This is a genomic window from Isoptericola sp. NPDC019482 (genome assembly GCF_040632295.1).
GTDB lineage: Bacteria > Actinomycetota > Actinomycetes > Actinomycetales > Cellulomonadaceae > Isoptericola.
On sequence record NZ_JBEYBQ010000003.1, the window covers coordinates 43,836 to 69,572 of the forward strand.

Sequence of the window (25,737 nt, forward strand, 5' to 3'; positions counted from 1 at the left end):
GCCCGCGGTTCTGGCACGCTCCCGTCGTGACCCGACGACGCACGTCCGCGCTGGTGGCGGCCGTTCTCCTGCTGGCTGCCCTGACGGCGGTGCTGGTCGCCTGGCGCCCCTGGGACCCGGTGCCCGACGTACTGCGCGCCGCCGCCCGGCAGGCCGCCGAGGTCCCCGGCGTCGACTCCGCGGAGGTCACCGCCTACGAGGTCACGCTCCGCGACGCGAAGGACGGCGACGTCGCCCACGCCCGCGTCGACGTCGTGCTCGAGGACGGCCTCGAGCCCGCCGCCGCGAGCGCCGCGGCCGCCCGTGCGGACGATGTCCTGGCGGGCGCGCAGGTCGACGGCGTGCGGACGCTCTCGCACACCACCACCGTGCGCGCCGGGACACCGAGCACCGTGAACGGCGTCGAGGTCTACCCCCTCACGGCGTGGGTGGCCGAGGACGGCGACGCGTCGTCCGTCGCGGACGCCGTCGTCCTCCGCGACGCGGGCGCGACGAGGGTGAGCGGCGCCAGCGCGGACGCGGCCGACGGGGAGGGGCTGGTGCGGGTGGCGGAGGCGGCCGCGGAGCAGGGCATCGCGGCGGCACTGCACACCGACGACTCCACGGTGCAGTACGACGCCTCCGGACGGGTGCCCGACCCCGAGGTGGCACGGCTCGCCGCCGAGGCCGCCGAGCGGCCGGGGGTCGACTCCGTCTCCGTGAGCGCTCAGGTGCCCCAGGACGTGGTCGTGACGGGCGGCGTCGTCCTGGGCCTCAACGTCCAGCTGGCCGGGCCCGCGACGTCGCCCGAGGCGGACGACCTGACCCGCTGGCTCGACGACCCGGCGCGCGCCGTCGGGGACGGGCACCTCGCGTACTCCCTCACCGAGCCCGGCTACGCCGAGCGCGTGGACGGCTGGGTCGCGGCGTCGCCGCCGCCCGCGCCCGAGGAGCACACCGTGCCGCTGCCCGAGGGCGCCGACCCGTGGCCGGCCGACGCCGACGCCCCCGACTGCACCGGCGACGACCTGAGCCTCACCCTCGGCACCCCGGACGCCGCCGCCGGCGGCCGCTACCTCACCGTGCACGCGGAGAACGTCTCGGGCCGCCCGTGCGCCCTCGACGGCGTGCCGCGGCTGACGTTCCTGAACGCCGACGGCGCGCCGCAGGACGACGTCACGACCGAGCCGTCCGCGCCCGGCGTCGTCGCGGGCCGCGTCGTCGTGCCGGCGGGCGAGCGCGCGCTCGCATCCGTGCAGTGGCGCGCCATGTCGACGGCGAACGACCCCGACGTCACGACCGCCGTCGACGTCGTCGCCGTCGCGAGCGGAGACCCCGTCGCGTTGACCCCGGCGACCGACCTCGACGTGCTCGACGGCGCCGAGGTGCGCGTCGGCCCGTGGGTGCAGGCGGCGGAGGGCTGGTCGTGAGCGCGGGCGCCCCGACGGGCACGAGCGTCTCTACCGGTCAGGATTCGAGGGGCGATCCCTGACCGGTAGAGACGCTCACGGCCCGGTCACCGCGCCCCGGAGCACCACCGGCGCAGCTTCGAGACGTCCTGGACCGAGTCGAGCACCCGGACGCCGTCGATCGCACCCCGCCAGGCCGCACCGCCGACCGTGACCCGTCCCGCGGGACCGCCCGCCAGGGGGGAGGCGTCCGCGCGCCCGGTGCGGGTGATGTCGCCCCACCCGTCGAGCGGGCACGTCCACAGCTCCACGGCGCCCGTCCCCACGTTCCGCATCCCGACCAGGAACGTCCAGCTCCCGGGCACGGGGGCGACGTCGGAGACCGCGGTCGCGGAGGTCCTGCCGTCGCCCGTGCCCACGGAGAACGCCCAGCAGGTGCCGCTGGCGGACACGCACGAGTCGTCGGCCACCGCGCCGAGCGCGAAGCCCGTCCGCTCGTCGTCGCCCTGGGCGACGACGTCCGCCGTCGCGCCGTCGTCGTCCGGCCGCACGAACGCGGCCACGGTGACGTTCCCCGCCGGGTCGACGACGACGCCGTCGGTCGTCGCGGCGTCGCCGTCCGCGTCGAAGGTGAGCGCGCCGTCGTCCGGCGTGCCCCACGGTCCCGGCGACCACAGGTCGTCGCCCGACAGCGTGAGCGTGTGGTCGGTGGAGAGGGTGTTGCCCGCCGTGGTCCCCGTGAGCTCGTCGAACCACCACGTGCCGCCGCGGGCGACGGGGTAGGCCACCACGAACCGGTACTCTCGCCGCGGGCCCACGTTCCCCGCGCCGTCCACCGCCTGGGCGTACAGGATCGTCGGGCCGGCATAGCTCGGCGTGAGCTCGACGACCTCCCCCGGCTGTGCGCGGTCGACCAGGGCGTCACCCACGGTCGAGTACTGCACGTAGGCCACGTCGTCGGAGCCCGGCACGTCGAACCGGAACCCACCAGTCACCCCGACCCCGCCCGCGGTCCCGTCCTCGAGGTAGACGGCGGGGTACCCCTCGACCGGGGTGACGACGGTCTCGCCGGGAGCCGTCACGTCCACCGTCAGCTCGCAGCCGACCGGTTCCGTGCGGCCGCCGCTCGGCAGCACCGCCTGCGCCGTCCACCCGTACGTCCCGCCCTCGTCGAGGACACCGCCCGGGACCTTGACGGCGTGGGTCGCCCCAGACGCCTGCGGCGTGGTCGGGGCCGACCGCCACAGCTCGTCGCCCGTCGCGAGGTCGCGCACGGCGAACTCGGCGCTCATCGACGACGGGAACGGCTCGCGGGCGTTGGAGAGCTCGGCCCTCAGGGTCGGGGTGGTCGAGCGGACCGCCGGGCGGTCGTCGCCCACCGCGCACGACGTCTCCGGCAGCGTCGTGCCCAGCGCGACGACGGTGTCCGTCGCCCGCAGCTCGACCGTGAGGGTGGCGTCGGGGCCGAAGGCCGCGCGGCCGCAGCCCCGGCAGCCCTCGTCCGCAGCGCCGAGGCCGAACGCCAGCGGGTCACCGGACCGTGCCGCCTGTCCCACCGCCAGGGTGACGTCGACCTCGACGCGCCGGTCGCCGCCGCACCCCGCGCCCGACAGGTCCGCGCCAGTGCCCCTCCACCCGGGCGTCGAGGCGGCCCACGTCGTCGTCGCGGTCACGGCCGGGACCACGAACACCCGGACGTCGTCGACGCCGCACGCCTGGTCGCGCCCCACCGGGAGCGACAGCGTCGCGGCGACCAGCACGCCGTCGGCCAGAGCGGCCGGGTCTCCGAGGTCTCCGAAGTCGTACGCCAGCCGCTGCACGCCGCGGGCGGGGCAGCCCTTGCCGCCCTCGCCGACGCACTGCCCGACGAGCCGGTCGCCCTCGAACCCGAAGCCCGCCGTGCTCGCCGGGTCCCCGCTGCGCAGGGCCGTCCACGCCCGCGGGCCGGACGCCAGGACCACCTGCCCGCTCGGTGCCTCCGTCGTCTCGAGCGGTGGTGCGGCGCCGGACGAGGCCGTCGCCGTCGAGACGCCTCCCGTCAGCACCAGTCCCGCAAGGGCGAGCGCTGCCAGGAGCTGACGTCGTCGAATCACCGTTGACCACCGTTCGTCGTCCTCGACGCGACCTTCGCAGGTCGCCCGGACCGCCTCATCCCGGACAAGTCCGACCGCAAAGTAGCGGATCCCGTCGCCCCAGCGAACCGCACGACCTGTTTTTCACCCGCACGCGCCGGGCGGGGCCTCAGCCGAACGTGAACGTGTAGACCGAGACACCGGCGGGCACGTCGAGCTCCACGGTCCCCTCCGTCGGCCCGTCGCCACGCAGCACGTCGTAGAGCGTCGGGTTGCCGGTCACGTCGATCTCGCGCTCGGCACGCACGCTGCCGTCGTCGGCGAGCACGCGGGCGGTGACCGTCCCCTCACCCCCGAGGACGCTGAACACGTCGGTGGACCGGTACGCGAGCCACAGGGTCGCGTCGTCCGCGGCCGCCGTCGCGCCCTGGAAGTCGGCGTCCCAGGTGCCGCCGAGGGAGAAGGTGTCGCGCGGCTGGTCGTCCGGGTGGGAGTACGCCTCCCGGCCGGAGCCGTACTCGGGCGAGCCGGAGTAGTTGAACACCTTGTTGAGGGCGAGGTACGTCTCCGGCGTCGTCTCCTCGCCGGGCGTCGTGTCCGCGACGTCGGTGGCGGGCGGCAGGTCGACGTCCGGGTCGGCGGCGCGCAACAGGTCGCGGACGTGCTGCTCGGTGACGTCGTAGCCGCCCTCGCCGTGCTTGATGTAGCGGACCGTGCCCTCGGCGTCGATCAGGTACTCGGCGGGCCAGTACCGGTTCCGGTACGTCGTCCATGTGGAGTAGGAGTTGTCCTGCGCGATCGGGTAGTCGACGCCGAGGTCGCGGGCGCCGGCGACGACGTTGCGCGTCTCGCGCTCGAAGGCGAACTCCGGCGTGTGCACGCCGATCACCTCGAGGCCGGCGTCCTCGTACGCGTCGTACCAGGCGCTCACGTGCGGGATGGCGCGCTGGCAGTTGATGCAGGAGTAGGTCCAGAAGTCGAGGAGCACGACCTTGCCGCGCAGGTCGGCCAGGTCGAGCGCCGCGCCGTCGGGGGTGTTGAGCCACCGGGTGATGCCGGTGAGCGGCGGCGCGGTGCCGCAGTCGGCCAGCTCCGGCGACCCGTTGGAGCAGTTCGACAGCTCCCGGTTCGCGTCGGTGACGATCCCGCCCAGGTCGAGCGCGTCCTGCACGGCGGCGTTCTCGTCCACCTGCTGCTGCAGCGCGCCGGTGTAGTCCGGCAGCGCGCGCTGCAGCTGCTGGGGCAGGTTGAGCGCCAGCGCCCCCGCCAGAAGGAGGACGACCACCCCGCCCGTGACCCGGATGCCGCGCTGGTGGCGGCGGAACGCCGAGACCCGTTCCGCGACGCGTCGTCCCGCGAGCGCGAAGACCAGCAGCGGCACGGCCGCGCCGACGGCGAACGACACCGTGAGGACCACCGTCCCCGGCCCGATGTCGCCTGTCGCTCCCGCGACCGTGATCGCCGCGAGGACCGGGCCCGCGCACGGCACGTAGAGCACCCCGAGACCGAGGCCGAGCAGGAACGCGCCCCGGTCCTGGCCCGCCGCGCGGCGCGACCCCAGCGACGCCAGCTTCAGGAAGGGGCGCTCCAGCACCTGCTCGAACCGGGGGACGATCATCCCGACCCCGAGGGCCGCGAGCAGCACGATGCCCACCCAGCGCAGCAGGTCCTGCGGCAGCCCGAGCGCCCCCAGGAGCAACGACCCGAGCAGCGTCATGACGCTGAAGCTCAGCACCAGCCCGGCGATCACGAGGTACGGGCGCCACGACCGCGCGCGGCGCCTGGCAGGCCGGTCCGCCAGGTCGACGGCGGCACCCCCGCCCGCCGGCGCGACGCCCGTCTCGACCTGGCCGCCCACACCCGTGCGCACCGCCGGCGGCACGTCGAAACGCACCGCCGGCTCGCGGGCGCCCTGCACCCCGCCGGCGAAGAAGATCACCGGGAGCATGGGCAGGATGCACGGCGAGATGCCGGTGATGAGGCCACCGAGCAGGCCGATCAGGACCAGGGTCTCCATGCCCGTCGTTCGGAACCAGGCGCCCGGCGGATGGGATCGCGGACGACACCCATCCGGCGCGCCTCCCGTTCCGAACCCCGGTCGAGCGCCCCGGGACCGGAGGGGCGACGACGCAAGGAGAGAGAACGATGAACGTCCGCACTCGTACCCGCACCGCCGCCGCCGGCTTCGCCACCCTGGCCCTGCTGGGTCTCGCCGCCTGTTCGTCCGACTCCGGCTCGGACGCCGGGTCCGGCTCCGAGGAGACGATGACGGAGGAGTCGCCCATGGCCTCGGACGAGCCGTCGGAGGACATGAGCGAGGACATGTCCGTCGACCCGGCGGCCAACCTCGTCGGCCCCGGCTGCGAGGACTACGCCGAGCAGGTGCCCGACGGCGCCGGCTCCATCACGGGCATGTCGACCGACCCGGTCGCCGTCGCCGCGTCCAACAACCCGATGCTGACGACGCTCACGAAGGCGGTGAGCGGCGAGCTCAACCCCGACGTGAACCTCGTGGACACGCTCAACGGCGACGAGTTCACCGTCTTCGCCCCCGTCGACGACGCCTTCGCCGAGGTGGACGAGAAGACCCTCGACACCCTGTCGACCGACGCCGACCTGCTGACCACTGTGCTCACCTACCACGTGGTGCCCGGCCAGGTCCTGCCCGAGGACATCGCCGGCGAGCACGAGACGGTGCAGGGCGACACCCTCGAGGTCACCGGCTCCGGCGACGACCTCAAGGTCAACGACGCCAACGTCGTCTGCGGCGGCGTGATGACCCAGAACGCCACCGTCTACCTCGTCGACTCGGTGCTGATGCCGCCGATGTGACGCCGCACCGGGGATCCCCGGTCGTCCGCCACGGGGCTTGCAGGGCCGCCGCACGCAGGGGGTGCGGCGGCCCTTCCGTGTGCGGACCTCGTGCCGACCGGCGCCCGCGGGTCAGGACTCGATGGCCACCACGGGATCGGTGGTGGGCTGGTCGGAGCCGCCCGCGGGCTCCAGCGTCACGGCGACGACGTGCCCGGCGCCGCCCTCGACCAGCGCACGCGACACGCCGCCGGAGGCCGCCGGCATCAGGCCGGCCGACACCGGCGCGCCGTCGGCGACGACCCACAGCTGCCAGTCGTGCCCCTCCCCCGGGGCCGGCATGCCCTCGGCAGACACCAGGACGTCGTCGCCGGAGACCAGGGCGGTGGCCTCGCCGCCGCCCTCCACGGGCGACGTGACGAGGCGCGCGTCCGGGTCGGCGAGCATCTGCGCGACCCGGTCGGCCTGCGCCTCCAGCCGGACCGTCTCACGGTGCTCCTGGACGGCGATCGTCGTCGGCACGGCGACCGCGACGACCGCGGCCGCCGCGGCGGCGACCAGGCCCCAGCGGCGCCGCGGCCGGGCGGCCGGCGTCGCGGACACGCCGGTCGTCGTCCCACGCGCCGCGGCCTGCGGGGTGCGCGCCACCCGAGCGAGCACGGCGTCGCGCACGTGCGCGGGCGGCTCCTGCTCCACCGCGAACGCGGCGACGACGTCGAGGTACTCGTCGAGGGCCCGCCGCGCGTCGGGGTCGGACTCCAGCAGCCGTTCGACGGCGCGACGCTCGAGGTCGTCCACGGCGTCGAGGGCGTACGCGGGGAGCAGGTCCCAGGCGTCGCGTGTCGTGTCGTCGTCAGGCACGGGCCACCCCCAGGCAGTCGCGCAGGCGGCCGAGGCCGTCGCGGATCCGGCTCTTGACGGTGGGCAGCGCGGCGCCGAGGCGCTCCGCGACCTCCCGGTACGTGCGGCCCCCGTAATAGGCCTCGACGACGGCCTCCCGCTGCGTGGCCGTGAGCGAGTCGAGGCAGCGTCGCACGGCAGCGCCCTCGAGGCGGCGCTCCACGTCCTCGGCGACGACGTCGTGCACGGGGGTCGCGGTCGAGGCGTCGAGGTCGCGCTGGTCGCGGTCGCGCCGGGCCTGCTCCGCACGCACGCGGTCCACCGCCCGCCGCCGGGCGAGCGTCGCGACCCAGGTGCGCGCGGAGGCGCGCGCCGGGTCGAACCGGGCTGCCGTCTGCCACACCTCGACCATCACCTCCTGGGTGACCTCGGCGGCGTGGTCCGGGTCGCGGAGCACGCCGACGGAGACGCCGTACGCGACGGGCGCGAGCGCGTCGTAGACGGGCCCGAACGTGACCGGGTCCGCGCCGACGCACGCCACGAGGGCGGCGTCGGCCGACCTCGGAGGCGTCGTGGCTGGCGGCACCTGGACAGTGTGCCCCACCGGACCGGCCGGATCGATCGCCATCTGCTCCCCGCGTGTCCGGTCCCGGACCGTCCGGGACACTCGTGGTTCGGCGCGGTCGGTGTCCCGGATGGGCCACGACGGTGTGCCGCTGGTCACTCCCCGGCGACGTCCGTCCCTGCACACTGCTCTCGGCCGGCGGGAAGACCCGCTCCAGGGACGGAGGTCGGGCTGCCTGTGGAGAACGGGGCCCGGCGGCGGCTCCGTCCTGGTGCACTCGGACGCGTGCCTCGACGTCTGCCGCCCGTGCCCGACCCGCTGCTGGCCGTCGCCGGACGGCAGGCGGGCCTGGTGTCCGTCGGGCAGTGCCTGGAGCACGGCGTGACCCGCGACCAGGCCGCGGCGCACGTCCGGCGCGGCGACTGGCAGGTGGCGGCGCGGACGGTCTACGACCTCGGGCCGGCGCACGGAACGCATCCCGTCGACCACGCCCGACGACGTGCGGCGGTCCTCGGGGTGCTCGCCCACCCGGGTGCGGTCGCGACGGGCCTGTGCGCGCTGGTCCTGCACGGCGTGCTGGGAGCTCCGCAGGTCGTCGAGCCGGAGGTCACCCTGCCCACCGGGGCCGCCCGCCGACCGCGCCCACCGGTACGCCTCCGGCGGATCGCGGTCCGGGCACGCACCGCCCCGGGCGGGTTCCCGGCGGCCACGGTCCCGGACGCCCTGGTCCAGGCGGTGCCTGCGCTGGACCGAAGGCACGCGGTGGCCCTCATGGACTCGGCCCTGCACCAGCGGCTCCTCACCCCGTCGGAGCTGACGGCGGCGCACGCCTCTGCCGCACGCCACCCCGGGATCGCACGCACCCACGGCTGGTGGTCGTCGGCCGACGGGGACGCGGAGTCACCGGCCGAGACCTGGGCACGCCTGTCCTGCGTCGACTCCGGGTGTCCGCCGGACGTCCTCCAGCTCCCGGTCGCCGACGGGGAGGGGCGGCCGTTCGCCCGCATCGACCTGGCCTGGCTGCTGCCCGACGGCCGGGCGCTCCTCGTCGAGATCGACGGTCGGGACGTGCACTCGACCCCCGAGGCGGTCTTCGCCGACCGCCGGCGACAGAACCGCATCGTGACCCCGCAGACCGTGGTCCGGCGCTTCTCGGGCCGGGACGCCTGGCGCGGGGAGGTGGGTCCGGCCGTGCGCCGGGAGCTGCTCACCGCCGGTTGGTACCGGCGTCCCGTCCGCCCGGGGATCGTGCTGCGGCTCGACGGCTGACACGCGGCCCGACGTCCGTCCCCAGCACCTGTCGTCCCGCAGGCGGAAGGCGGCGAGCAGGGACGGACGTCGGCCGGGTCAGGCCTCCCGGCGCGCGCGGACGGCGGTGGCGAGCGTGCCGAGCAGCTCGGCCGTGGTGTCCCAGTCGAGGCACTTGTCGGTGACGGACTGGCCGTAGACGAGCCCGTCGAGCGGGCCCGGCTTCTGCGCGCCCGCGACGAGGAAGCTCTCCATCATCAGGCCCGTGACGTCCCGCTCGCCGTCGGCGACGCGCGCCGCGAGCTCGCGCACCACCTCGGCCTGCCGCACGTGGTCCTTGTTCGAGTTGCCGTGCGACGCGTCCACCACGACGCCCGCCTCCACGGCCCCGCCGAGTCCGGACGTGCGCGCCACCGCCAGGGCGTCCGCCACGTCCTTCTCGGAGTAGTTCGGGCCGCCGCGCCCGCCGCGCAGGATGACGTGGCAGTCCGGGTTGCCGGTCGTCTCGACCGCGGCCGCGCGCCCCTGCGCGTCCGCCCCGAAGAAGGTGTGCTCGCTCGCCGCCGTGATGCAGCCGTCGACGGCGATCTGCACGTCGCCGTCCGTCGCGTTCTTGAACCCGACCGGCATCGACAGGCCCGACGCGAGCTGCCGGTGCACCTGCGACTCCGCGTTGCGCGCGCCGATCGCACCCCAGGTCACGGCGTCGGCGATGTACTGCGGGCTGGTGGGCTCGAGGAACTCGCACGCGGCGGGCACGCCCGCGTCGAGCACGCCCAGCAGCACCTCGCGCGCCAGGCGCAGCCCGTGGTGCACGTCGTGGGAGCCGTCCAGGTGCGGGTCGTTGATGAGGCCCTTCCAGCCCACGGTCGTGCGCGGCTTCTCGAAGTACACCCGCATCACGACGACCAGGTCGTCAGACAGCTCCCGAGCCACGGGCGCAAGCCGGCGGGCGTAGTCGAGCGCGGCGGCCGGGTCGTGCACGGAGCACGGGCCCACGATGACGAGCAGGCGGTCGTCCTCGCCCCGCAGGACGTCGCGCACCTCGCGGCGGGACGTCGTGACGAGGTCGCTGCGCGGGGTGCCGAGCGGCAGCTCGGCGCGCATGACGCCGGGGGCGGGCAGCGGGTCGAGCGCGCGGACCCGCAGGTCGGAGGTCTCTGCCATCAGGTCAGTATGCGGCCGGCCGGGTTCGGACGGCGCGGTGCGGTCGGCGGTGCTCGACGTCGTGGTGGGGGTGGTGGTGCTCATCGCGGGGCTCCTGGAGGGTGTCGGCGGCGGGGCGGTCGGGGTGGGGCTCGGCGTCGTCGCGACTTCTCGAACCGTGGTCCATGCCCGACCGGAGCGGCCCGTCTGACGACGAAGGGCCCGGACGCGCGATGCGTCCCAGGCCCTGTGCTGGCTCCGGTGAAGTGGTGTCGGTCAGGCGTCAGCCCGCCGAGCCCCTACCGGAGCCGGCGTAAAGCGCCAATACCAACGGATGTCCACGGCGACGACGGTACGTCGCGCGTCCCGCATCCGTCCACTCGCGTCCAGGATCCGGTCCGTCGCCCGCGCCGTGCGGCCCGGCGTCACGACCGCCGCGCGAGCATCCGGGCGCGTCCCTAGCGTCGGGACGGACGAAGCGGTCGAGCACGGTGTCGAGCACGTATCGAGCGCGTATCGAGCACGGAGGGGCGGGGACGATGCAGGGTCTCGAAGGCAAGGTCGCGCTGGTCACGGGCGCGGGGTCGGGTATCGGGCGCGCGACGGCGGTGCTCCTCGCCCGCGACGGCGCGACGGTGGTCGCGCTCGGGCACCGCCAGGAGAGCGCCGAGGACGTCGCCGAGGAGATCCGGCGGGACGGCGGCACGGTGCTGCCGGTGTCGGCGGACGTCGCGGACGCCGGCGCGGTGCGCGGCGTGCTCGCCCGGGTCGAGGCAGAGCTCGGCCGGCTCGACGTCGTCGTCGCGAACGCGGGTGTGAACGGGGTCTGGGCGCCGCTCGAGGAGCTGACGCCGCAGGAGTGGGCCGACACGATCGCCACCAACCTCACGGGCACGTTCCACACCGTGCGGTTCGCCGTGCCGCTGCTGGTGCGGCAGGGCGGCGCGGTCGTCGTGGTGTCGTCGATCAACGGCACCCGCACGTTCAGCAACTCCGGCGCCTCGGCCTACGCGACGAGCAAGGCCGGCCAGGTCGCGTTCGCGCGCATGGCCGCCGTCGAGCTCGGCCCGCGCGGCGTGCGCGTCAACTCCGTGTGCCCCGGGGCGATCGACACCGAGATCGACGACAACACCGAGCAGCGGCACACCGACGACCTCGGCGTGCCCGCCGAGTACCCCGAGGGCCAGATCCCGCTCACGGGCAAGGAGCCCGGCGTGGCCGCGCAGGTCGCGGCGACCATCGCCTACCTCGTGTCCGACGCGGCGAGCCACGTGACCGGCACGGAGGTGTTCGTCGACGGCGGGCAGTCGCTCGTCGCGTGACGACCGGGACCCGGCCGGGGCCCGGCGGTCGACGCCGGACGGCCGTAGGGTCGACGGCATGCCCGTCCCCGAGTTCGTCGCCGCCCTGCGCTCCCACGTCGGCCACGACCTGCTGTGGCTGCCGGGCGTGTCCGCCGTCGTGCTCGACGACGACGGCCGGCTGCTGCTCGGCCGCCGCGCCGACAACGGCCTGTGGGCGGTGGTGTCCGGCATCCTCGAGCCGGGCGAGGACCCGGCCGTCGGGCTCGCGCGCGAGGTGCTGGAGGAGACCGGGGTCGACGTCGTCGTCGACGCGCTGGTCGCGGTCACCGTCACCTCGCCCGTGGAGTACGAGAACGGCGACCGGTCGCAGTACCTCGACCTGTGCTTCCTCTGCCGTCCCGCGAGCCCCGCGTCGGCCGCGGGGGCGCGCGTCGCCGACGACGAGTCCACCGCCGTCGCCTGGTTCGCGCCCGACGACGTGCCCGAGGACCTCACGCGCTCGTCCTCCGAGCGCATCGGCCACGCCCTCGGCTGGCTGGCCGCCGGCTCCGGGGCCCCGTACTTCGTGCGCTGAGCCGCCGAGAGGAGAACGCCCGTGCCGACCCCCGCCACGCCGTCCACCCCCGAGGAGCTGTTCGCCCACTCCCCGACCGGCCTCGAGATCTGCCGGGCGTTCGCGGACCTCGTCGCGCAGGTCACGGGCGACGACGTCACGACGCGCACCACGAAGACGCAGGTCGCGTTCCGGCGCCGGCGCGGATTCGCGTTCGTCTGGCCGCCGTGGGTGGGGGTGCGCGACCACGTCGACGCGCCGGCCGTCGTCTCGTTCGTCCTCCCCCGCGAGGACCGCTCCGCGCGGGTGAAACAGGTGGTGCACCCGACGTCGGGCGCGTGGACGCACCACGTCGAGGTCCACGACCCGGCCGAGCTGGACGACGAGGTCGCCGCCTGGGTGCGGGAGGCCTACGACGCCGCCGCCTGACCGCGTTCCCCCTGGTCGGCGACACGCGACCTGTTCGTCTCGCGGGCGAAACCTGGAAGTGGTTATGTGTGCCCCGCCACAGTTTGCCCGGGCACACCGATGCGCCCCGGCACGACGGTGCCCGGCCACGACGGCCGGGTCGCTCCGACACCCCTGGAGGAAAATCCGTGAGAGCACGTACCACGAGCGCGTTCGGCGCAGCGGGAGCTCTGCTGACCGCCGCCGTCCTCGCCCCGGGCCTCGCCGCGTCGGCGTCGTCGACGCCCGCGGCGGACGCCCCACCGTCCGACCCCGCCGCGCACGTCAAGGAGGACCTGCGCCCGGACCCGCTGGCCGAGAAGCGCACCGCGCTCAAGCAGGAGGCCGTCGACCGCGTCGCCACCGGCGACGCCACCGTCCGGACGATGGGGTCCGGCGACAACACGTCGCGGTCGGTGAAGGTCGGCAAGAACCAGTGGGTCGAGTACGAGACGGAGCAGACGGCGCAGCTGCTGACGTTCCTGGTCGACTTCGGCGATCAGGCCGACCCGCGCTTCCCCGAGGCCCCGAAGAGCGGGCCGAAGCACAACGAGATCCCCGAGCCCACCCGCAGCGACAACTCCACCTACTGGGAGCCCGACTTCTCCCAGGAGCACTACGAGGAGATGTTCTTCACCGGCCTGGAGGACCAGGGCGGCGAGTCCTTCGCCGGCGTCTACGACGAGATGTCGTCGGGTCGCTTCGACCTGCAGGGCGACGTGTCCGACTGGGTGACGGTGCCGTTCAACTCGGCGTCCTACGGGCAGACCGAGTCGAACGAGGACATGACGCGCTTCGTGCAGGACTCGGCCGACGCCTGGTACGCCGACCAGCTCGAGCAGGGCAAGACGGCCGATGAGATCGACGAGTACCTGAAGTCGTTCGACGTCTGGGACCGCTACGACGCCGACGGCGACGGGGTCTTCGACGAGCCGGACGGCTACATCGACCACTTCCAGGCCATCCACGCGGGCGAGGGCGAGGAGGCCGGTGCCCCGGAGTCGGCCATCTGGTCGCACCGGTGGGCGGTCAACCCGCTCGGTACGAACGGCCCCGCGGAGTTCCCGAAGGTCGGCGGCATCAAGATCGGCGACTCGGACGTCTGGATCCGTGACTACACGACGGAGCCGGAGAACGGCGGCCTCGGCGTCTTCGCGCACGAGTTCGGGCACGACCTGGGCCTGCCGGACTACTACGACACCGAGGGCGGCGAGAACGGCACCGGCTTCTGGAACCTCATGAGCTCCGGCTCGTGGCTGGGCCACGGCGACGGCACCATCGGCACGACGCCGAACCACATGGGCGCCACGGAGAAGATGTTCCTCGGCTGGCTGGACTACGCCACCGTGGACCAGGGCGAGCGGGCCACGGTCAAGCTCGGCCCGTCGTACCACGCCACGACGAACCCGCAGGCCGTCGTCGTGAACCTGCCGGACGGCGTCAAGGACGTCGACCTCGGCGTCGACCCGATCGACGGGCAGTTCGCCTACTCCGGCACCGGCAGCAACGCGAACTACCGGCTCACGTCGCCGTCGTTCACCGTGCCCGACGGCGCATCGCTCGCCGCGAAGGTGCAGTACGACATCGAGCCGGGTTACGACCACGCCTTCGCCGAGGTCTCGACGGACGGCGGCGCCAGCTGGGAGCCGCTGGCGACGAACCTCTCCGACGAGGACGCCAACGGCGGCATCTCGGGCGACTCGGGCAAGGCGTGGGTGGACCTCAGCGCCGACCTGGCGGACTACGCCGGCCAGGACGCCCAGGTCCGCTTCCGGTACCAGAGCGACGGCGGCCTCAACCGCCCGGGCCTGATGGTCGACGACGTGACCGTGGGTGACGCCCTGTCCGAGGACTTCACCGACGGGTTCGAGGGCTGGACGAACGACGGCTTCCACGTCATCGGCGCGGACGGCACGTACGAGGTCGAGTACTCGCACTACTACGTGGCGGAGAACCGGCAGTACGCCGGCTACGACACGACCCTGAAGACCGGGCCGTACAACTTCGGCTGGGCGCAGTCCAAGCCGAACACCGTGGAGCACTACCCGTACCAGGACGGCCTGCTGGTCTGGTACTCGAACACCTTCTACGGCGACAACAACACGTCGCAGCACCCGGGCGGCGGGCAGGCCCTGCCGGTCGACGCGAACGCGCAGGCGCTGCGGTGGTCGGACGGCACGGTCGCCCGCAACCGCATCCAGTCGTTCGACGCGACGTTCGGCCTCGGCAAGTCCGACGCGTTCACCCTGCACCGGGAGACCGAGGCGGGTCTGACGACGCTGCGCACGTGGTCGAACAAGGCGGACAGCGTCTTCGACGACACGGACCCGAACGCCTACTACGACGAGTCCAACCCGGGCGGCTCGGTCGTCGTCGGCGGCACGGGCACGAAGATCAAGGTGAAGGCCGTCAACGGCAAGAACGGCGTGATGACGGTGGACGTCACCACGCCGCGCAAGAAGGGCTGACCGCGAGATAGAGAAGGCAGGTCCGCGAGATGGAGAGGCCCGGACGGGACCGCAGGCGTGCGGTCCCGTCCGGGCCTCTCTATCTCGCGGGTCGGGCGTAGCGGGACACGAAGTTCGGCAGGATCTTCATCGGCTCGGTGACGCGGTGCTCGCGGGAGCGCGCGACGATGCGCATCCCCTCTTCGGGCGGGAAGTACCCGTAGGTCCGGTACACCTCGACCCGCTGCTCGATGCCCGCCAGGTCCAGCTCGGGGTGGAACTGCGTGGCGTACAGGTTCTGGCGCACGCGGAACATCTGCACGGGTGCGTCGGCGGACCGGGCGAGCAGGGTGGCCGACGGCGGCAGCTCGCTCACCGCCTCCTTGTGGCCCAGGTAGGCGGTGAAGCGGGCGGGCATCCCCGCGAGCAGCGGGTCCGCCAGGCCCTCGGGGGTCAGCTCGATCTCGGCCGGGCCGACCGGCTCGGGGTAGGTGCGATCGACGACGCCGCCCTGATGCGTACCGAGCGTCCCGACGCCGTAGCAGGCGCCGAGGAACGGGAAGTCGCGGTCGACCAGCTCGTCGAGCAGGGCCGCCATCTCCCGCTCCACGCGGTGCTGGACGGCGGACTTCTCGTCCTCCGGGTCGGAGGAGTTGAACGGCCCTCCCCCGACGATCACCCCCGACAGCCCGTCCAGGTCGACGGGCGGCATGGGCTCCCGCTCCAGGCGCACGCGCCGCAGGGACGCGGCGGTCAGCCCGGAGTAGCGCAGGACGGCGTCGTACTCGCCGTCGGCGGCGACGTCCTCGGCCCGCGTGCCGAGGAAGAGGAACGGTCTCACCGGTGCAGGCTAGACCTCGGTCGACGCCGTCGCCCGCGCGCTCTCCCCCACCGGACGCCGCGCCCAGTAGGACGCGAGCAGCGAGCCCGAGACGTTGTGCCACACAGAGAACAGCGCAGCCGGCAGCGCCGCGGCGGGGCTGAAGTAGGTGGTCGCGAGACTCGCCGCCAGGCCGGAGTTCTGCATGCCGACCTCCACGCTCACCGCGCGGCGGGCCGGCTCGTCGAACCGGACGGCGGCGGCCGCGCCGTACCCGAGCAGCAGCCCCGCGCAGTTGTGCACGATGACGGCGAGGGCGACGAGCAGGCCCGTGCTCAGGACGGCGTCGGCGTTGGCACCGACGATCGCGGCCACGACCACGACGATCCCGAGCACGGAGACCAGGGGCAGGTACGGCAGCAGGTAGCGCTCGACGATCCGACCCGCGAAGGTGCGGACCAGGAGCCCGGCGATCACGGGGAACAGCACCACCTGGGCGATCGACGTCACGAGCGAGCCGTAGGTGACGTCGAGGTCGGTGCCGGCCAGCCACAGCACGAGCGCCGGGGTGAGCAGCGGGGCGAGGAGCGTCGAGACGGTCGTGAGCGCCACCGACAGCGCGGTGTCACCCTTGGCCAGGTAGACGATGACGTTGGACGCCGTGCCGCCCGGCGCGGCGCCCACGAGGATCATGCCGATCATCGCCTCGCCCTCGAGCCCGAACAGGTGCCCGATCGCCCACGCCAGCAGGGGCATGATCGTGAACTGGGCGACGACGCCGATGGCGACGGCCGCGGGGCGCTTCGCGACGAGGGCGAAGTCCCGACCCGTCAGGGTCAGCCCCATGCCGAACATGATGATCCCCAGCAGGAGCGGGACGTGTGCCGCCAGCGGCGCGAACGTGCCCGGAGCCGCCAGACCGGCGACCGCACCGAGCAGGACGAGCACGGCGAACCACTGACCCACGAGCTCTGCAACTCTGCGCATGGGGTGGGACCCTACTCCCCGCCCGGTACGGCCGACGGGACGTCACGTCCAGGCCGGGCCGGGCGTCACGTCCAGCGGAAGATGCGGATCGCGAGCGGCAGCACGATGACGGTCCACGCCGCCATCACCACGTACTGCAGCAGCGGGAACCCGTCGCCGAACCAGCCGGTGTCCATCGCCTGCGCGGCGGCACCCATGGGGGTGTACACGCCGATCTCGCGGACGAAGTCCGGCATGATCGGGCCGGGCGTCCACAGCCCTGCGAGGAACAGCAGCGGGAAGTAGACCAGCGACCCGATCGCGTTCGCCGTCGCCGGCTTGGTGACGACCGCGGCGATGAGCATGCCCAGGGAGAACATCGACAGCAGGCCCAGCGCGAAGGCGCCGACGACGACGCCGAGCTGCTCGGGCACCACGATGCCGAACGCCAGCTGGGCGACCACGATGGCGAGGGCCGCACCGACCAGGCTCGTGCCGACGTTGATGACGAGGTGCGCGACGACCATGCCCTGCGGGCGCAGCGGCGTGGTGGACAGGCGGCGCAGCACCCCCTTGTCGCGGAACGTCGCGAACGTGACCGGCAGGGACAGGACCGCGAGCGTGCCGACCGCCATCGCGAGCACGGTGGGCAGGAACGCCGCGATCGCGGGGACGCCGTACCAGGCGGAGTCCGGTGGCGCGTCCGTGATCGGCTCGCGCATCCCGGGGATCGCGAAACCGACGCCGATCATCAGGATCGACGGGAAGAGGACCCCGAAGAACACGGACGTGAAGTCGCGCAGCCAGACGACGGTCTCGGTGCGCAGCAGACGGGAGAACCCGCGCCAGCTCCGGCTGGACGCCCGCACGGGTGCGGTGGAGACGGTGGTGGTGGTCATGACCGGGCTCCTTCGGTGACAGGCGCGGCCTGCGCCTCGGGGTCGTAGGTGCGCCCGGTGACCGCGAGGAACACGTCCTCGAGCGACCGCGTGACCGTGCGGACGTCGTCGGGCACGAGGTCCGCGGCGGCGAGCGCCGGGACGAGGGAGAACAGGACACGACGGGTGCCGGTGACGGCGAGCTCGACGTCGGACCCGTCGACCGGGGCCACACCCTCGACCTCCGGGTCCCGGTCGGCCAGGACCGCGAGCTCGCGGCGGCCGCGCTCGACGTCCTGCGGCGCGAAGCGCACGACGACCGTGCGCCCGCCCTCGAGTCCGTCGATCAACGCGGCCGGCGTGCCCTCGGCGACGACCCGTCCACCGTCGATGACGACGAGGCGGTCGCAGAGCCGCTCGGCCTCCTCCATGAAGTGCGTGACGAGGAGGATCGTCACCCCGGTGGCCCGCACCCGCTCCACGAGCTCCCAGGTGGCGCGCCGCGCCTGCGGGTCGAGGCCCGTGGTGAGCTCGTCGAGGATCGCGATGCGCGGGTTGCCCACGAGGGCGAGCGCGATCGACAGGCGCTGTTTCTGCCCTCCCGACAGCGTGGCGAACTGCTTGTCGGCGTGCTCGGTGAGGTCCAGCAGCCGCAGCAGCTCGGCAGGGTCCGCGGGGTCGGCGTAGAACCCCGCGAACAGCGCCAGCGCCTCGGCCACCGTGATCTTGTCGTGCAGCGTGGCCTCCTGGAGCTGCACGCCCAGGATGTCCTTGACGGCCGCGGGGTCGCGCTGCGTGTCGACGCCGCGCACCCGCACGGTTCCGCCGTCGGCCTGTCGCAGGCCGGCGAGCGTCTCGACGGTCGTGGTCTTCCCGGCCCCGTTGGGGCCGAGGATGCCGAAGATCTCGCCGGGCTTGACGGCGAACGACACGTCGTCCACGGCCACCTTCGGTCCGTACGTCTTGCGGAGGTTGCGGACCTCCACGATGGGCTCTGCCATCTCGGGTCTCCTTCGCTTCTTCTCGGATGGTGCGTCAGGGTCGGAACGGGACGGGGTGGAGCACGCGGGTCGCGACGACGGCGGCCAGCGCGGCCGCGACGAGCGCACCGCCGACGGCGCAGACGACGCCGACCGCGACGTCGTCGTACCCTCCGCGCAGCCAGAGGGCGAACAGCCCGGTGCGGGTGGCGACGTCCGCGAGCGCGGCCGGCGCCAGGAGCGGGAGGACGAGCAGGGTGCCGCGCCAGGCGCCGAGGCGCCGGTAGCCGGCGACGACGGCCACCCCGACGAGCAGGTAGGTGACGACGACGAGCGTCTCCCCCACGACCTGGACGACGATCCCGGTCGGGGTGTCGACGTCCAGCGCGGCGGCGGGGCCCTGCCAGTACCGGTCGAGCCGCGCGTACGTCGCGCGCTCGGCGAAGGTGAGGAGCAGGCCGAGCACGGCGAGGACCGGTCCGGCGACGGCCGCGGCGCGCAGCCCGCCGTCGACGAACGACCGGCGTGTGCCGCCGGCCGCGACGTGCACGGTGAGCGTGCCTGCCGTGACCACGACGCCGACGGCGAAGGCGACCCAGCGCACGGGACCGCCCGCGGCGTCGTAGGTGAGGCCGTCCGCCTCGCCGCCCCAGCGCTCGACGATCGCCGGGAGGGTGAGCACCAGCCAGGACCAGAAGAGCCAGAACCAGAGTCCGGCGACGATCATCGCGCGCAGGAAGCGGCGCCGGGCGGCGCGGGTCGCGGCGCGGTGGTGCACGCGGCCGGGCGTCGCGAGGTCGGTGGTGGTCATGGCGGTCACCTCGTCGGCCTCAGTCGCAGGGTGCGCAGCTGCCACCACGCCCAGCCGGCGGCGAGCGCCAGCACGACGAGCGCCTGCAGCAGCCCGAGCGCGGCGGGCGCGCTGCCACCGCTGAGGCCGAGGCCGCCGAGGGCGTCCTCGAACGCGCCGTTGCGGGTCGCGTGGCCCACGAGGACCAGCAGCGCCAGCCCCGGCAGCAGGAGCGCCGTGCCCCGCCACACGCCGTACGTCCGGTAGGCGGCCTGGGCGGCGATGCCGACCAGCGCGTACACGACGACGGTGATCGCCTCGCCCGCGGCGGTGACGACGAGCCAGGCGCCGCCGGCGTCGAGCCCGCTGCCGAGCTGCTCCCACTGCCACCCGAGCGCGCCGAACAGGGCACGCTCGACGACCAGCAGCAGCCCGTAGGCCACGCCGTAGGCGACGCCCGCGACCAGCGAGGCGACGAGCGCGCCGGTGAACAGCGACCGGCGGGTGCCGCCCGCGGCGAGGTGCGGCACGACCAGCGCGGCGACCGCGATGAGGCCCAGAGAGAGCGCGAACCAGGGCGCGGCGTACTCGGCGCCCGTCATCGCTCCCCCGCCCATGACGCCACCCGCCTGGCGCACGACCAGCGGCACGCCCACGGTGACGACGAGGAAGATCGCCCAGAAGACGCCGCCGATGACGAGCATCACCTGGCCGACCGACCAGGTCACGCGGCGGACCGCCCGCGCGTGCGCCCGGGCCGTGAACGCGTCGCGCTCGGCGCGGGTGACGACGGCACTCATCGCCGCACCTCCGTCGCGGGCTCCGGCTGGGTGAGGCGCACGAACAGGTCCTGCAGCGGCAGGGACCCGAGCTCGACGCCGGCCGCGCGGGCCGCGGCCGCCGCGCCGTCGTCGGGCGCGCCCTCGATCGTGACCTGCACGGTGGCGCCCAGGCGCTGCCGGTGCAGCTCGCGCCGGCCGCGGGCGAGCTCTTCGACCGCGGCGACGGGACCCGTGAGGCTGAACCCGCGGGACTGCATCTCCTCCGCGGTCTCCGCGAGGAGGACCTTGCCGCGGTGCAGCACGACGACGTCCTCGAAGAGGCGCTCGACCTCCTCGACCAGGTGGCTCGACAGCAGGATGGTGCGCGGGTGCTCGGCGTAGTCGGCGAGGATCTCGTCGTAGAACGCGTACCGCGTGGGGGCGTCCATGCCGAGGTAGACCTCGTCGAGGATCGTCAGCGGGGCGCGCGACGCGAGCCCGATCGTGGCGCCGACGGCGGACCGCTTGCCGCGCGACAGGGCCGTCGGCTTCTTGCGGGGGTTCACCTCGAACGTGTCGAGCAGCCGCGCGGCCAGGTCGGCGTCCCAGTACGGGCGCAGGTCGGCGTAGTACTTGAGGGTCTCGGAGACCCGCTCGTCGTCCATGAGGTCGCCGCTCTCGCGCACGAGCTGCACGTTGGCGGTGACCCACGGGTTCTCCCACGGGTCCTCGAGCAGGTCTCCCGCGCCGACGCGGACCGTGCCCTCGGTGGGCCGGTTGAACGCGGCCAGCAGGGTCAGCAGCGTGGACTTGCCGGCGCCGTTGCGGCCGAGCACGCCCGTGATGACGCCGGGACGCAGGTCCAGGGTGACGCCGTCGAGCGCGGTCCCGGCCTCGTCCTTGACGGCCGCGCCGTCCATGGTCAGGCGGCGCTGGGCTCCGAACCGGACGACGACGTCGTCGAGACGGGCGCCGAAGGGTGCGGGGGTCATGGCTCCTCCGTGGTGGTCGTGGGGCCGCCGTGCTCCCGGCGGCCGGTGCCGAGGACGTACGCGACGATGTCGTCGGTCGGGATGCCGAGCAGGTCGGCCTGGGCGAGCGCCGGGCCGAGCACGTCGTCGAAGTACGCCTTGCGGTGCTGGTCCAGCAGCCGCTCGCGCGCCCCGGGGGCGACGAACATGCCCAGGCCGCGGCGCTTGTACAGGACGCCCTCGTCCACCAGGCCGGTGAAGGCCTTGGCGGCGGTGGCGGGGTTGATGCGGAACGTCGTGGCGAACTGAGTGGTCGACATGACCTGCTCCTCCTCCGCGAGCTCACCGGCGAGCACCTGCGCGCGGATCATCTGGGCGATCTGCACGTAGATGGGTTCGGGACCGTCGAACACGCGGGCCTCCTCACGGCAGGTTCAGTGGTTCTGGGGTTCATTACTCGACTAATGAACCATAGACCCGCGTCGGCGCGCAACCCCTTCCGGCGAGGTAGTCGGGATCTCGGCGAGGTAGTCCGGGTCTCGGCGAGGTAGTACCCCTCACGGTGGCGCGCGCCGTCCGACCGCGGGCGCGACCACCGCGATCGCGGCCGCCGCGAGCACGTGCCAGGCGGGGTGCGAGAGCTGCCCGGCGAGGGTGCCGACGCCGAGCACGGCCAGCGCCAGGAGCAGCCGAGGCCTCAGGCGCGGCCGGGCCCCGGCGCGCAGCAGCACCGCCACGACGGCGGCGGCCGCGACCGCACCCTGCGCGACGACGGACGCCCCGGGCCAGAGGGCCGCCAGCCCGACGTCCGCCACCGTCGGTGCGAGCCACCACCAGGTGCGCAGGCGTCGCCCGGTGAGGTCGGCGACGGCGTCCGCCGCGACGAGCGCGTACGTGCCCAGCAGGGGCGGGTCGTGCACGACGGGGTTCCACGACGGCGCCGGGCCGTGCTGCACCACCGAGCCGACGCCGACCAGCGCCGCGAGGACGCCGAGCGCGACGCGGTGCGACGCACCCGCGCCGCACCGGTACGCCGTCGCGAGGATCCAGGCACCCGCGACGACGAACGCGAGGCTCGACCAAGCGTCCGCGGGCCACGGCATCTCACCAGCCATCTCCCCAGCCATCTCCCCAGCCAACGAGGCCGGCCACCTCCTCGCCGCCCGGGAGCGGTCAGGACAGGTCCCGCCGGCGCTCGTACCGACGTCGAGCGGCCTCGTGCGCATCACGCAGCAGGTCGAGGACGACCCCGCCGGTCCGCTCGCCCGGGTTCACCACGCACACCCACCCCAGGTCGCCGTACAGCGGGTGCGGGAGCAGGACGTCGGGGGCGACGGCGTCCTGCTCGCGACCGCCCACGAGCCGGCGCGCCCGGTCGCGCCCCACGTGCACGTTGACCCGCCACCGGTCGGGCCGGTCGAGGTCGCAGGTGGTGTCGTCGGGGTAGTTCTTCGTGACGACCGTGCCGTACGGCTGCACGGTGGTCGGCACCTGCCCGTCCGGGGCGTAGTAGAAGAACGCGTCGCCCCACGCGATCTCGGGCGTCCCGTCGCCGGCGCGGGGCTCGAGGACGAGCACCCCGTCGAGCTCCCGCACGGCCGCGACGATCTGGTCCATACTCGTCGGTGTCGTCATGGTTCAAGCGTGGCCTTGAAGTGCTTCTGTGGGGTGGGGATGGATCGTCCGCTGCGCACCGTCGACGTCGCCCGCGCCACCGGCTACTCCGTCCAGCAGGTGCGCGACCTCGAGCGGCTCGGCGTGCTGCCGCCCGCCCGCCGCGAGTCGAACGGGTACCGCGCCTACGGCCCGCGCCACGTCCGCGCTGCGAGCGCCTACCGCAGCCTCGCGCTCGCCGTCGGCCCCGTCGTCGCGCGACGCACCATGGTCGGGCTCCAGGGCGCGTCCCTCGTCGACGCGGCCGCCGCGGTCGACGACCTGCACGCCGGACTCGCCGCCGAGCGGGCGCAGACCCTCCAGGCACTCACCGCGCTCGAAGCGATCCGGAGCGAAGCCGCGGCGCCGTCCCCCGGGAGCCGCCTGACGATCACCGAGCTGGCCGACGCGCTCGGCGTGCGCACGTCCACGCTGCGGCACTGGGAGGCCGCGGGCCTGCTGGAGCCCGAGCGCGTGGGCTCCCTCCGGGCGCGCGTCTACGGCGAGCCCGCGGTCGCCACCGCCCGCGTGGTCGCCGCCCTCCGCGCCGCCGGGTACGGCATCCCCGCGCTGCGCGACGTCGTGGCTGAGCTGCACGGGCTCGGGGACGCCGCCGACGCCCAGGCCGCCCTCCGGGACCGGCTGGACCGGATCGCCGACCGGTCCGTCGCCCTCCTCAGGGCCGGGGCTGACCTCGCCGCCGTGGTGGACAACCCGGGCCGGGCGCAGCTCACGGAAGCCTCCGTCAGCCGCGCAGCACCTCCATCAGTCGCACGTTGATGTAGAGCACCTCTCGCCCGACCCGCAGGTCGGCGAGCGCCCCGGCGTCGACAAGCCCGTGCAGCCACTTGGACGCCGTCGGCCGAGAGACCCCGCACCGTTCGACGACGTCCCGGTTCCGCGCATACGGCTGCTCCATGAGGACGGACAGCAGGTCGCCGTTCGCGGACCCGACGATGCGGCGCACGACGTCGAGCAGCCCCTGCTGCACGTCGTCGATCCGGTCGACCGTCTCCGTGGTCCGGAGTGCTGTCGAACGGACGCCCTCGACGACGTACCCCACCCATTCCTCCCAGGCGCCGTCCGACGTGACCTCGCGCAGCAACCGGTAGTACTCGTCCTTCGTCTCGATGATGTACCGGGACAAGTAGAGCAGCGGGAGATGGAGAAGACCCGCGTCGCACAGCATGAGGACGTTCATGATGCGGCCCGTTCGGCCGTTGCCGTCGGTGAACGGATGGATCGCTTCGAACTGGTAGTGCGCTACTGCCATGCGAACCAGCGGGTCGAGGTCCGTCGGCGCGTTGAGGAACTCCGACCAGTTGTCGAGCAGCTCAGTCATCGCTCCGCGCGCCGCCGGCGGCGAGTAGACACGGCTCCTGGTGACAGGGTCTCCGATGTAGACCTCACCGCGAGGGAAGCCCTCGTCATGCCCACGGATCATGGCGCAGACCTGGGCGGCAGTCTGCGCGGTCAATGGACGCCGACGCCCGACCTCCTGGAACCCGGCGTACAAGGCGGAGCGATACCGCAGCGCCTCACGTGCCGCGGGCGTCGCCCCGGCCTCCGTCACCGACGCAGTGAAGAGCTCGTCCGTGGTCGTGACGATGTTCTCGATCTCGGAGCTGGCCTGCGCCTCGAGCAGCGGGATCGCATTGATGAGCACAGTGGGGTTCGGCAGGGCTCGCGCCCTGGCGTCGAAGCGCGCCAGGGCGTCGCGCGCCTCGATCGTCGCCTTGAGCACGGCGCGCGACTCCAGCTCGGCACGAGGAGGCAGTCGCGGCAGATCGTCGTACGGCTCAGCGGGGTTCCAGGACATGCGAACCAGGCGAAAGCCACATGTAAAAGAACGCGCGAATATTTTACACGTTCGTCAGATGTGTCAACGGGCTTGCCACGTCCGCCCCGAACGCCGAACAGGCACTTGCGCACCCTCTCAAGGCTGAGAAGGTGCGCAAGTGCCTGTTCGGCGGTGTGGTGTCAGGCCGGAGCGGCCTCCGCGGCGTCGACGTCGTCGAGGGCGTCGAGCTCGGCCAGGTCCGCGGCAACGATCTCCGCGATCTGCACGGCGTTGAGCGCCGCGCCCTTGCGCAGGTTGTCGTTCGACACGAACAGCACGAGGCCGCGGCCGCCGGGCACGGACTGGTCGGTGCGGATGCGCCCGACGAACGACGGGTCGGCGCCCGCCGCCTGCAGCGGTGTCGGCACGTCCGCCAGCTCGACGCCCGGCGCGGCGGCCAGCAGCTCGCGCGCCCGCTCCGGGGTGATCGCGGCGCCGAACTCGGCGTGGATCGCCAGCGAGTGCCCGGAGAACACCGGCACGCGGACGCAGGTCCCCGCGACGGCCAGGTCGGGCAGGCCGAGGATCTTGCGGGACTCGTTGCGGAGCTTCTGCTCCTCGTCCGTCTCGCCCGAGCCGTCGTCCACGAGGTTGCCCGCCAGCGGCAGCACGTCGAACGCGATGGGCGCGACGTACTTTTCCGGCTCCGGGAACGACACGGCCCCGCCCGAGTGCGCCAGGCCCTCGAGGTCGCCGGCCACGGCGGCGCGCGCCTGGTCGGCGAGCTCCTTGACCCCGCCCAGCCCCGAGCCGGACACGGCCTGGTAGGTCGCGACGCGCAGCCGCTCCAGACCGGCCTCGTCGGCCAGCGGCTTGAGCACGGGCATCGCGGCCATCGTCGTGCAGTTGGGGTTCGCGACGATGCCCTTGGCGGCGTCGGCGATCGCCTCCGGGTTCACCTCGGAGACGACCAGCGGCACCTCCGGGTCGAGGCGCCACGCGGACGAGTTGTCGATGACGACGGCGCCCGCCTCGGCGAACCGGGGCGCGTGCTCGCGCGACGTGCCGCCGCCCGCCGAGAAGATCGCGACGTCGACGTCCGCGAGGTCGTCGGTGGCCGTGGCCGCGACGTCCTCCACGACGACGTCCACGCCCTCGAACGGCAGCGTGCTGCCCGCCGAGCGCGCGGACGCGAAGAACCGCAGCTCCTTGACGGGGAACGCGCGCTCCGCGAGCAGGCGGCGCAGCACGCCGCCGACCTGGCCGGTGGCGCCGACGACGGCGACGTTGATGCCGGACTCGTTGATCTGGGCCATC

The 25,737-nt window shown here is 73.9% G+C and carries 25 protein-coding genes; 8 read left to right on the top strand and 17 right to left on the bottom strand.

Annotated elements, in window-relative coordinates:
* The first annotated feature begins 26 nt into the window (after nucleotides 1–26).
* Nucleotides 27–1,409 carry a DUF4232 domain-containing protein gene (locus ABZ493_RS03335; RefSeq protein ID WP_430580761.1) on the top strand — a complete coding sequence of 461 codons (1,383 nt, stop codon included), beginning with the start codon at nucleotides 27–29 and terminating at the stop codon, nucleotides 1,407–1,409.
* 86 nt (nucleotides 1,410–1,495) lie between these two features.
* Here the strand turns inward: ABZ493_RS03335 and ABZ493_RS03340 are convergent, their stop codons facing one another.
* Both ABZ493_RS03340 and ABZ493_RS03345 read right to left on the bottom strand, forming a co-directional pair.
* On the bottom strand, nucleotides 1,496–3,481 hold the full coding sequence (locus tag ABZ493_RS03340) for a LamG-like jellyroll fold domain-containing protein (protein ID WP_430580762.1): 1,986 nt from the start codon (nucleotides 3,479–3,481) through the stop codon (nucleotides 1,496–1,498).
* 148 nt (nucleotides 3,482–3,629) lie between these two features.
* Nucleotides 3,630–5,477: a cytochrome c biogenesis protein DipZ gene (locus ABZ493_RS03345; RefSeq protein WP_430580763.1), complete on the bottom strand. Its 1,848-nt coding sequence runs from the start codon at nucleotides 5,475–5,477 to the stop codon at nucleotides 3,630–3,632.
* Between the two features lie 128 nt (nucleotides 5,478–5,605).
* On the opposite strand from ABZ493_RS03345, the gene ABZ493_RS03350 reads away from it, so the two are divergent.
* A complete protein-coding gene (locus ABZ493_RS03350) occupies nucleotides 5,606–6,292 on the top strand; it encodes a fasciclin domain-containing protein (protein ID WP_430580764.1) in 687 nt (228 codons plus the stop codon).
* Between the two features lie 111 nt (nucleotides 6,293–6,403).
* On the opposite strand, the gene ABZ493_RS03355 is transcribed toward ABZ493_RS03350, so the two are convergent.
* Both ABZ493_RS03355 and ABZ493_RS03360 read right to left on the bottom strand, forming a co-directional pair.
* Nucleotides 6,404–7,132, bottom strand: a complete 729-nt coding sequence (locus tag ABZ493_RS03355) for an anti-sigma factor (protein WP_430580765.1) — start codon at nucleotides 7,130–7,132, stop codon at nucleotides 6,404–6,406.
* Nucleotides 7,125–7,697 (bottom strand): sigma-70 family RNA polymerase sigma factor, encoded by a 573-nt coding sequence (locus tag ABZ493_RS03360; RefSeq protein WP_430580766.1) that lies wholly within the window; start codon nucleotides 7,695–7,697, stop codon nucleotides 7,125–7,127. Before ABZ493_RS03360 ends, ABZ493_RS03355 begins: the two co-directional genes overlap by 8 nt.
* Nucleotides 7,698–7,961: 264 nt before the next feature.
* On the opposite strand from ABZ493_RS03360, the gene ABZ493_RS03365 reads away from it, so the two are divergent.
* Nucleotides 7,962–8,945: a hypothetical protein gene (locus ABZ493_RS03365; protein ID WP_430580767.1), complete on the top strand. Its 984-nt coding sequence runs from the start codon at nucleotides 7,962–7,964 to the stop codon at nucleotides 8,943–8,945.
* A gap of 78 nt (nucleotides 8,946–9,023) precedes the next feature.
* On the opposite strand, the gene ABZ493_RS03370 is transcribed toward ABZ493_RS03365, so the two are convergent.
* Entirely contained in the window at nucleotides 9,024–10,091 is a 1,068-nt protein-coding gene (locus ABZ493_RS03370; RefSeq protein ID WP_430580955.1) for a 3-deoxy-7-phosphoheptulonate synthase, read from the bottom strand.
* Between the two features lie 518 nt (nucleotides 10,092–10,609).
* Between ABZ493_RS03370 and ABZ493_RS03375 the strand changes: the two genes are divergently transcribed.
* The 4 genes from ABZ493_RS03375 to ABZ493_RS03390 all read left to right on the top strand — a co-directional run bounded on the left by ABZ493_RS03375 (nucleotide 10,610) and on the right by ABZ493_RS03390 (nucleotide 14,842).
* Nucleotides 10,610–11,392, top strand: a complete 783-nt coding sequence (locus tag ABZ493_RS03375) for an SDR family NAD(P)-dependent oxidoreductase (protein WP_430580768.1) — start codon at nucleotides 10,610–10,612, stop codon at nucleotides 11,390–11,392.
* 58 nt (nucleotides 11,393–11,450) lie between these two features.
* Nucleotides 11,451–11,948: an NUDIX domain-containing protein gene (locus ABZ493_RS03380; RefSeq protein ID WP_430580769.1), complete on the top strand. Its 498-nt coding sequence runs from the start codon at nucleotides 11,451–11,453 to the stop codon at nucleotides 11,946–11,948.
* Nucleotides 11,949–11,969: 21 nt separating this feature from the next.
* Nucleotides 11,970–12,356, top strand: a complete 387-nt coding sequence (locus ABZ493_RS03385; RefSeq protein ID WP_430580770.1) for a DUF5655 domain-containing protein — start codon at nucleotides 11,970–11,972, stop codon at nucleotides 12,354–12,356.
* Nucleotides 12,357–12,523: 167 nt separating this feature from the next.
* The gene (locus ABZ493_RS03390; protein ID WP_430580771.1) at nucleotides 12,524–14,842 is read left to right on the top strand and encodes an immune inhibitor A domain-containing protein; all 2,319 of its coding nucleotides are present in this window, start codon (nucleotides 12,524–12,526) and stop codon (nucleotides 14,840–14,842) included.
* A gap of 79 nt (nucleotides 14,843–14,921) precedes the next feature.
* Here ABZ493_RS03390 and ABZ493_RS03395 read toward each other — a convergent pair whose 3' ends face one another.
* The 10 genes from ABZ493_RS03395 to ABZ493_RS03440 all read right to left on the bottom strand — a co-directional run bounded on the left by ABZ493_RS03395 (nucleotide 14,922) and on the right by ABZ493_RS03440 (nucleotide 22,622).
* Entirely contained in the window at nucleotides 14,922–15,662 is a 741-nt protein-coding gene (locus ABZ493_RS03395; RefSeq protein WP_430580772.1) for a glutamine amidotransferase, read from the bottom strand.
* Nucleotides 15,663–15,671: 9 nt separating this feature from the next.
* Nucleotides 15,672–16,628 (bottom strand): bile acid:sodium symporter family protein, encoded by a 957-nt coding sequence (locus ABZ493_RS03400; protein ID WP_430580773.1) that lies wholly within the window; start codon nucleotides 16,626–16,628, stop codon nucleotides 15,672–15,674.
* 65 nt (nucleotides 16,629–16,693) lie between these two features.
* Entirely contained in the window at nucleotides 16,694–17,506 is an 813-nt protein-coding gene (locus ABZ493_RS03405) for an ABC transporter permease (protein ID WP_430580774.1), read from the bottom strand.
* Entirely contained in the window at nucleotides 17,503–18,486 is a 984-nt protein-coding gene (locus tag ABZ493_RS03410) for an ABC transporter ATP-binding protein (protein WP_430580775.1), read from the bottom strand. The genes ABZ493_RS03405 and ABZ493_RS03410 overlap by 4 nt, the downstream gene beginning before the upstream one ends.
* Before the next feature lie 34 nt (nucleotides 18,487–18,520).
* Nucleotides 18,521–19,276 (bottom strand): hypothetical protein, encoded by a 756-nt coding sequence (locus tag ABZ493_RS03415; RefSeq protein WP_430580776.1) that lies wholly within the window; start codon nucleotides 19,274–19,276, stop codon nucleotides 18,521–18,523.
* Nucleotides 19,277–19,281: 5 nt separating this feature from the next.
* The gene (locus tag ABZ493_RS03420; RefSeq protein WP_430580777.1) at nucleotides 19,282–20,055 is read right to left on the bottom strand and encodes a hypothetical protein; all 774 of its coding nucleotides are present in this window, start codon (nucleotides 20,053–20,055) and stop codon (nucleotides 19,282–19,284) included.
* A complete protein-coding gene (locus ABZ493_RS03425; RefSeq protein WP_430580778.1) occupies nucleotides 20,052–21,008 on the bottom strand; it encodes an ABC transporter ATP-binding protein in 957 nt (318 codons plus the stop codon). Before ABZ493_RS03425 ends, ABZ493_RS03420 begins: the two co-directional genes overlap by 4 nt.
* Nucleotides 21,005–21,400, bottom strand: a complete 396-nt coding sequence (locus ABZ493_RS03430; RefSeq protein ID WP_430580779.1) for a GntR family transcriptional regulator — start codon at nucleotides 21,398–21,400, stop codon at nucleotides 21,005–21,007. The genes ABZ493_RS03425 and ABZ493_RS03430 overlap by 4 nt, the downstream gene beginning before the upstream one ends.
* Nucleotides 21,401–21,544: 144 nt before the next feature.
* Nucleotides 21,545–22,102 (bottom strand): hypothetical protein, encoded by a 558-nt coding sequence (locus ABZ493_RS03435; RefSeq protein WP_430580780.1) that lies wholly within the window; start codon nucleotides 22,100–22,102, stop codon nucleotides 21,545–21,547.
* 58 nt (nucleotides 22,103–22,160) lie between these two features.
* Entirely contained in the window at nucleotides 22,161–22,622 is a 462-nt protein-coding gene (locus ABZ493_RS03440; protein WP_430580781.1) for a DUF6194 family protein, read from the bottom strand.
* 39 nt (nucleotides 22,623–22,661) lie between these two features.
* Here ABZ493_RS03440 and ABZ493_RS03445 point away from each other — a divergent pair, with 39 nt between their 5' ends.
* The gene (locus tag ABZ493_RS03445) at nucleotides 22,662–23,420 is read left to right on the top strand and encodes a MerR family transcriptional regulator (RefSeq protein WP_430580782.1); all 759 of its coding nucleotides are present in this window, start codon (nucleotides 22,662–22,664) and stop codon (nucleotides 23,418–23,420) included.
* On the opposite strand, the gene ABZ493_RS03450 is transcribed toward ABZ493_RS03445, so the two are convergent.
* Together ABZ493_RS03450 and ABZ493_RS03455 are read right to left on the bottom strand one after the other, a co-directional pair.
* Nucleotides 23,386–24,459 carry a Fic/DOC family N-terminal domain-containing protein gene (locus tag ABZ493_RS03450; protein WP_430580783.1) on the bottom strand — a complete coding sequence of 358 codons (1,074 nt, stop codon included), beginning with the start codon at nucleotides 24,457–24,459 and terminating at the stop codon, nucleotides 23,386–23,388. The two genes, ABZ493_RS03445 and ABZ493_RS03450, sit on opposite strands and share 35 nt — an antisense overlap.
* Before the next feature lie 161 nt (nucleotides 24,460–24,620).
* Complete coding sequence (locus ABZ493_RS03455; RefSeq protein WP_430580784.1) at nucleotides 24,621–25,736, bottom strand: aspartate-semialdehyde dehydrogenase; 1,116 nt, start codon at nucleotides 25,734–25,736, stop codon at nucleotides 24,621–24,623.
* Nucleotide 25,737: the final 1 nt, after the last annotated feature.

What these genes read in the sequence shown, in the direction of transcription:
- ABZ493_RS03380 (WP_430580769.1), top strand. Translation starts at nt 11,451, where the DNA reads ATGCCCGTCCCCGAGTTCGTCGCCGCCCTGCGCTCCCACGTCGGCCAC.
- ABZ493_RS03425 (WP_430580778.1), bottom strand. Translation starts at nt 21,008, where the DNA reads ATGACCCCCGCACCCTTCGGCGCCCGTCTCGACGACGTCGTCGTCCGG.
- ABZ493_RS03450 (WP_430580783.1), bottom strand. Translation starts at nt 24,459, where the DNA reads ATGTCCTGGAACCCCGCTGAGCCGTACGACGATCTGCCGCGACTGCCT.
- ABZ493_RS03415 (WP_430580776.1), bottom strand. Translation starts at nt 19,276, where the DNA reads ATGACCACCACCGACCTCGCGACGCCCGGCCGCGTGCACCACCGCGCC.
- ABZ493_RS03345 (WP_430580763.1), bottom strand. Translation starts at nt 5,477, where the DNA reads ATGGAGACCCTGGTCCTGATCGGCCTGCTCGGTGGCCTCATCACCGGC.
- ABZ493_RS03455 (WP_430580784.1), bottom strand. Translation starts at nt 25,736, where the DNA reads ATGGCCCAGATCAACGAGTCCGGCATCAACGTCGCCGTCGTCGGCGCC.
- ABZ493_RS03370 (WP_430580955.1), bottom strand. Translation starts at nt 10,091, where the DNA reads ATGGCAGAGACCTCCGACCTGCGGGTCCGCGCGCTCGACCCGCTGCCC.
- ABZ493_RS03420 (WP_430580777.1), bottom strand. Translation starts at nt 20,055, where the DNA reads ATGAGTGCCGTCGTCACCCGCGCCGAGCGCGACGCGTTCACGGCCCGG.
- ABZ493_RS03405 (WP_430580774.1), bottom strand. Translation starts at nt 17,506, where the DNA reads ATGACCACCACCACCGTCTCCACCGCACCCGTGCGGGCGTCCAGCCGG.
- ABZ493_RS03440 (WP_430580781.1), bottom strand. Translation starts at nt 22,622, where the DNA reads ATGACGACACCGACGAGTATGGACCAGATCGTCGCGGCCGTGCGGGAG.
- ABZ493_RS03375 (WP_430580768.1), top strand. Translation starts at nt 10,610, where the DNA reads ATGCAGGGTCTCGAAGGCAAGGTCGCGCTGGTCACGGGCGCGGGGTCG.
- ABZ493_RS03400 (WP_430580773.1), bottom strand. Translation starts at nt 16,628, where the DNA reads ATGCGCAGAGTTGCAGAGCTCGTGGGTCAGTGGTTCGCCGTGCTCGTC.
- ABZ493_RS03410 (WP_430580775.1), bottom strand. Translation starts at nt 18,486, where the DNA reads ATGGCAGAGCCCATCGTGGAGGTCCGCAACCTCCGCAAGACGTACGGA.
- ABZ493_RS03445 (WP_430580782.1), top strand. Translation starts at nt 22,662, where the DNA reads ATGGATCGTCCGCTGCGCACCGTCGACGTCGCCCGCGCCACCGGCTAC.
- ABZ493_RS03350 (WP_430580764.1), top strand. Translation starts at nt 5,606, where the DNA reads ATGAACGTCCGCACTCGTACCCGCACCGCCGCCGCCGGCTTCGCCACC.
- ABZ493_RS03435 (WP_430580780.1), bottom strand. Translation starts at nt 22,102, where the DNA reads ATGGCTGGTGAGATGCCGTGGCCCGCGGACGCTTGGTCGAGCCTCGCG.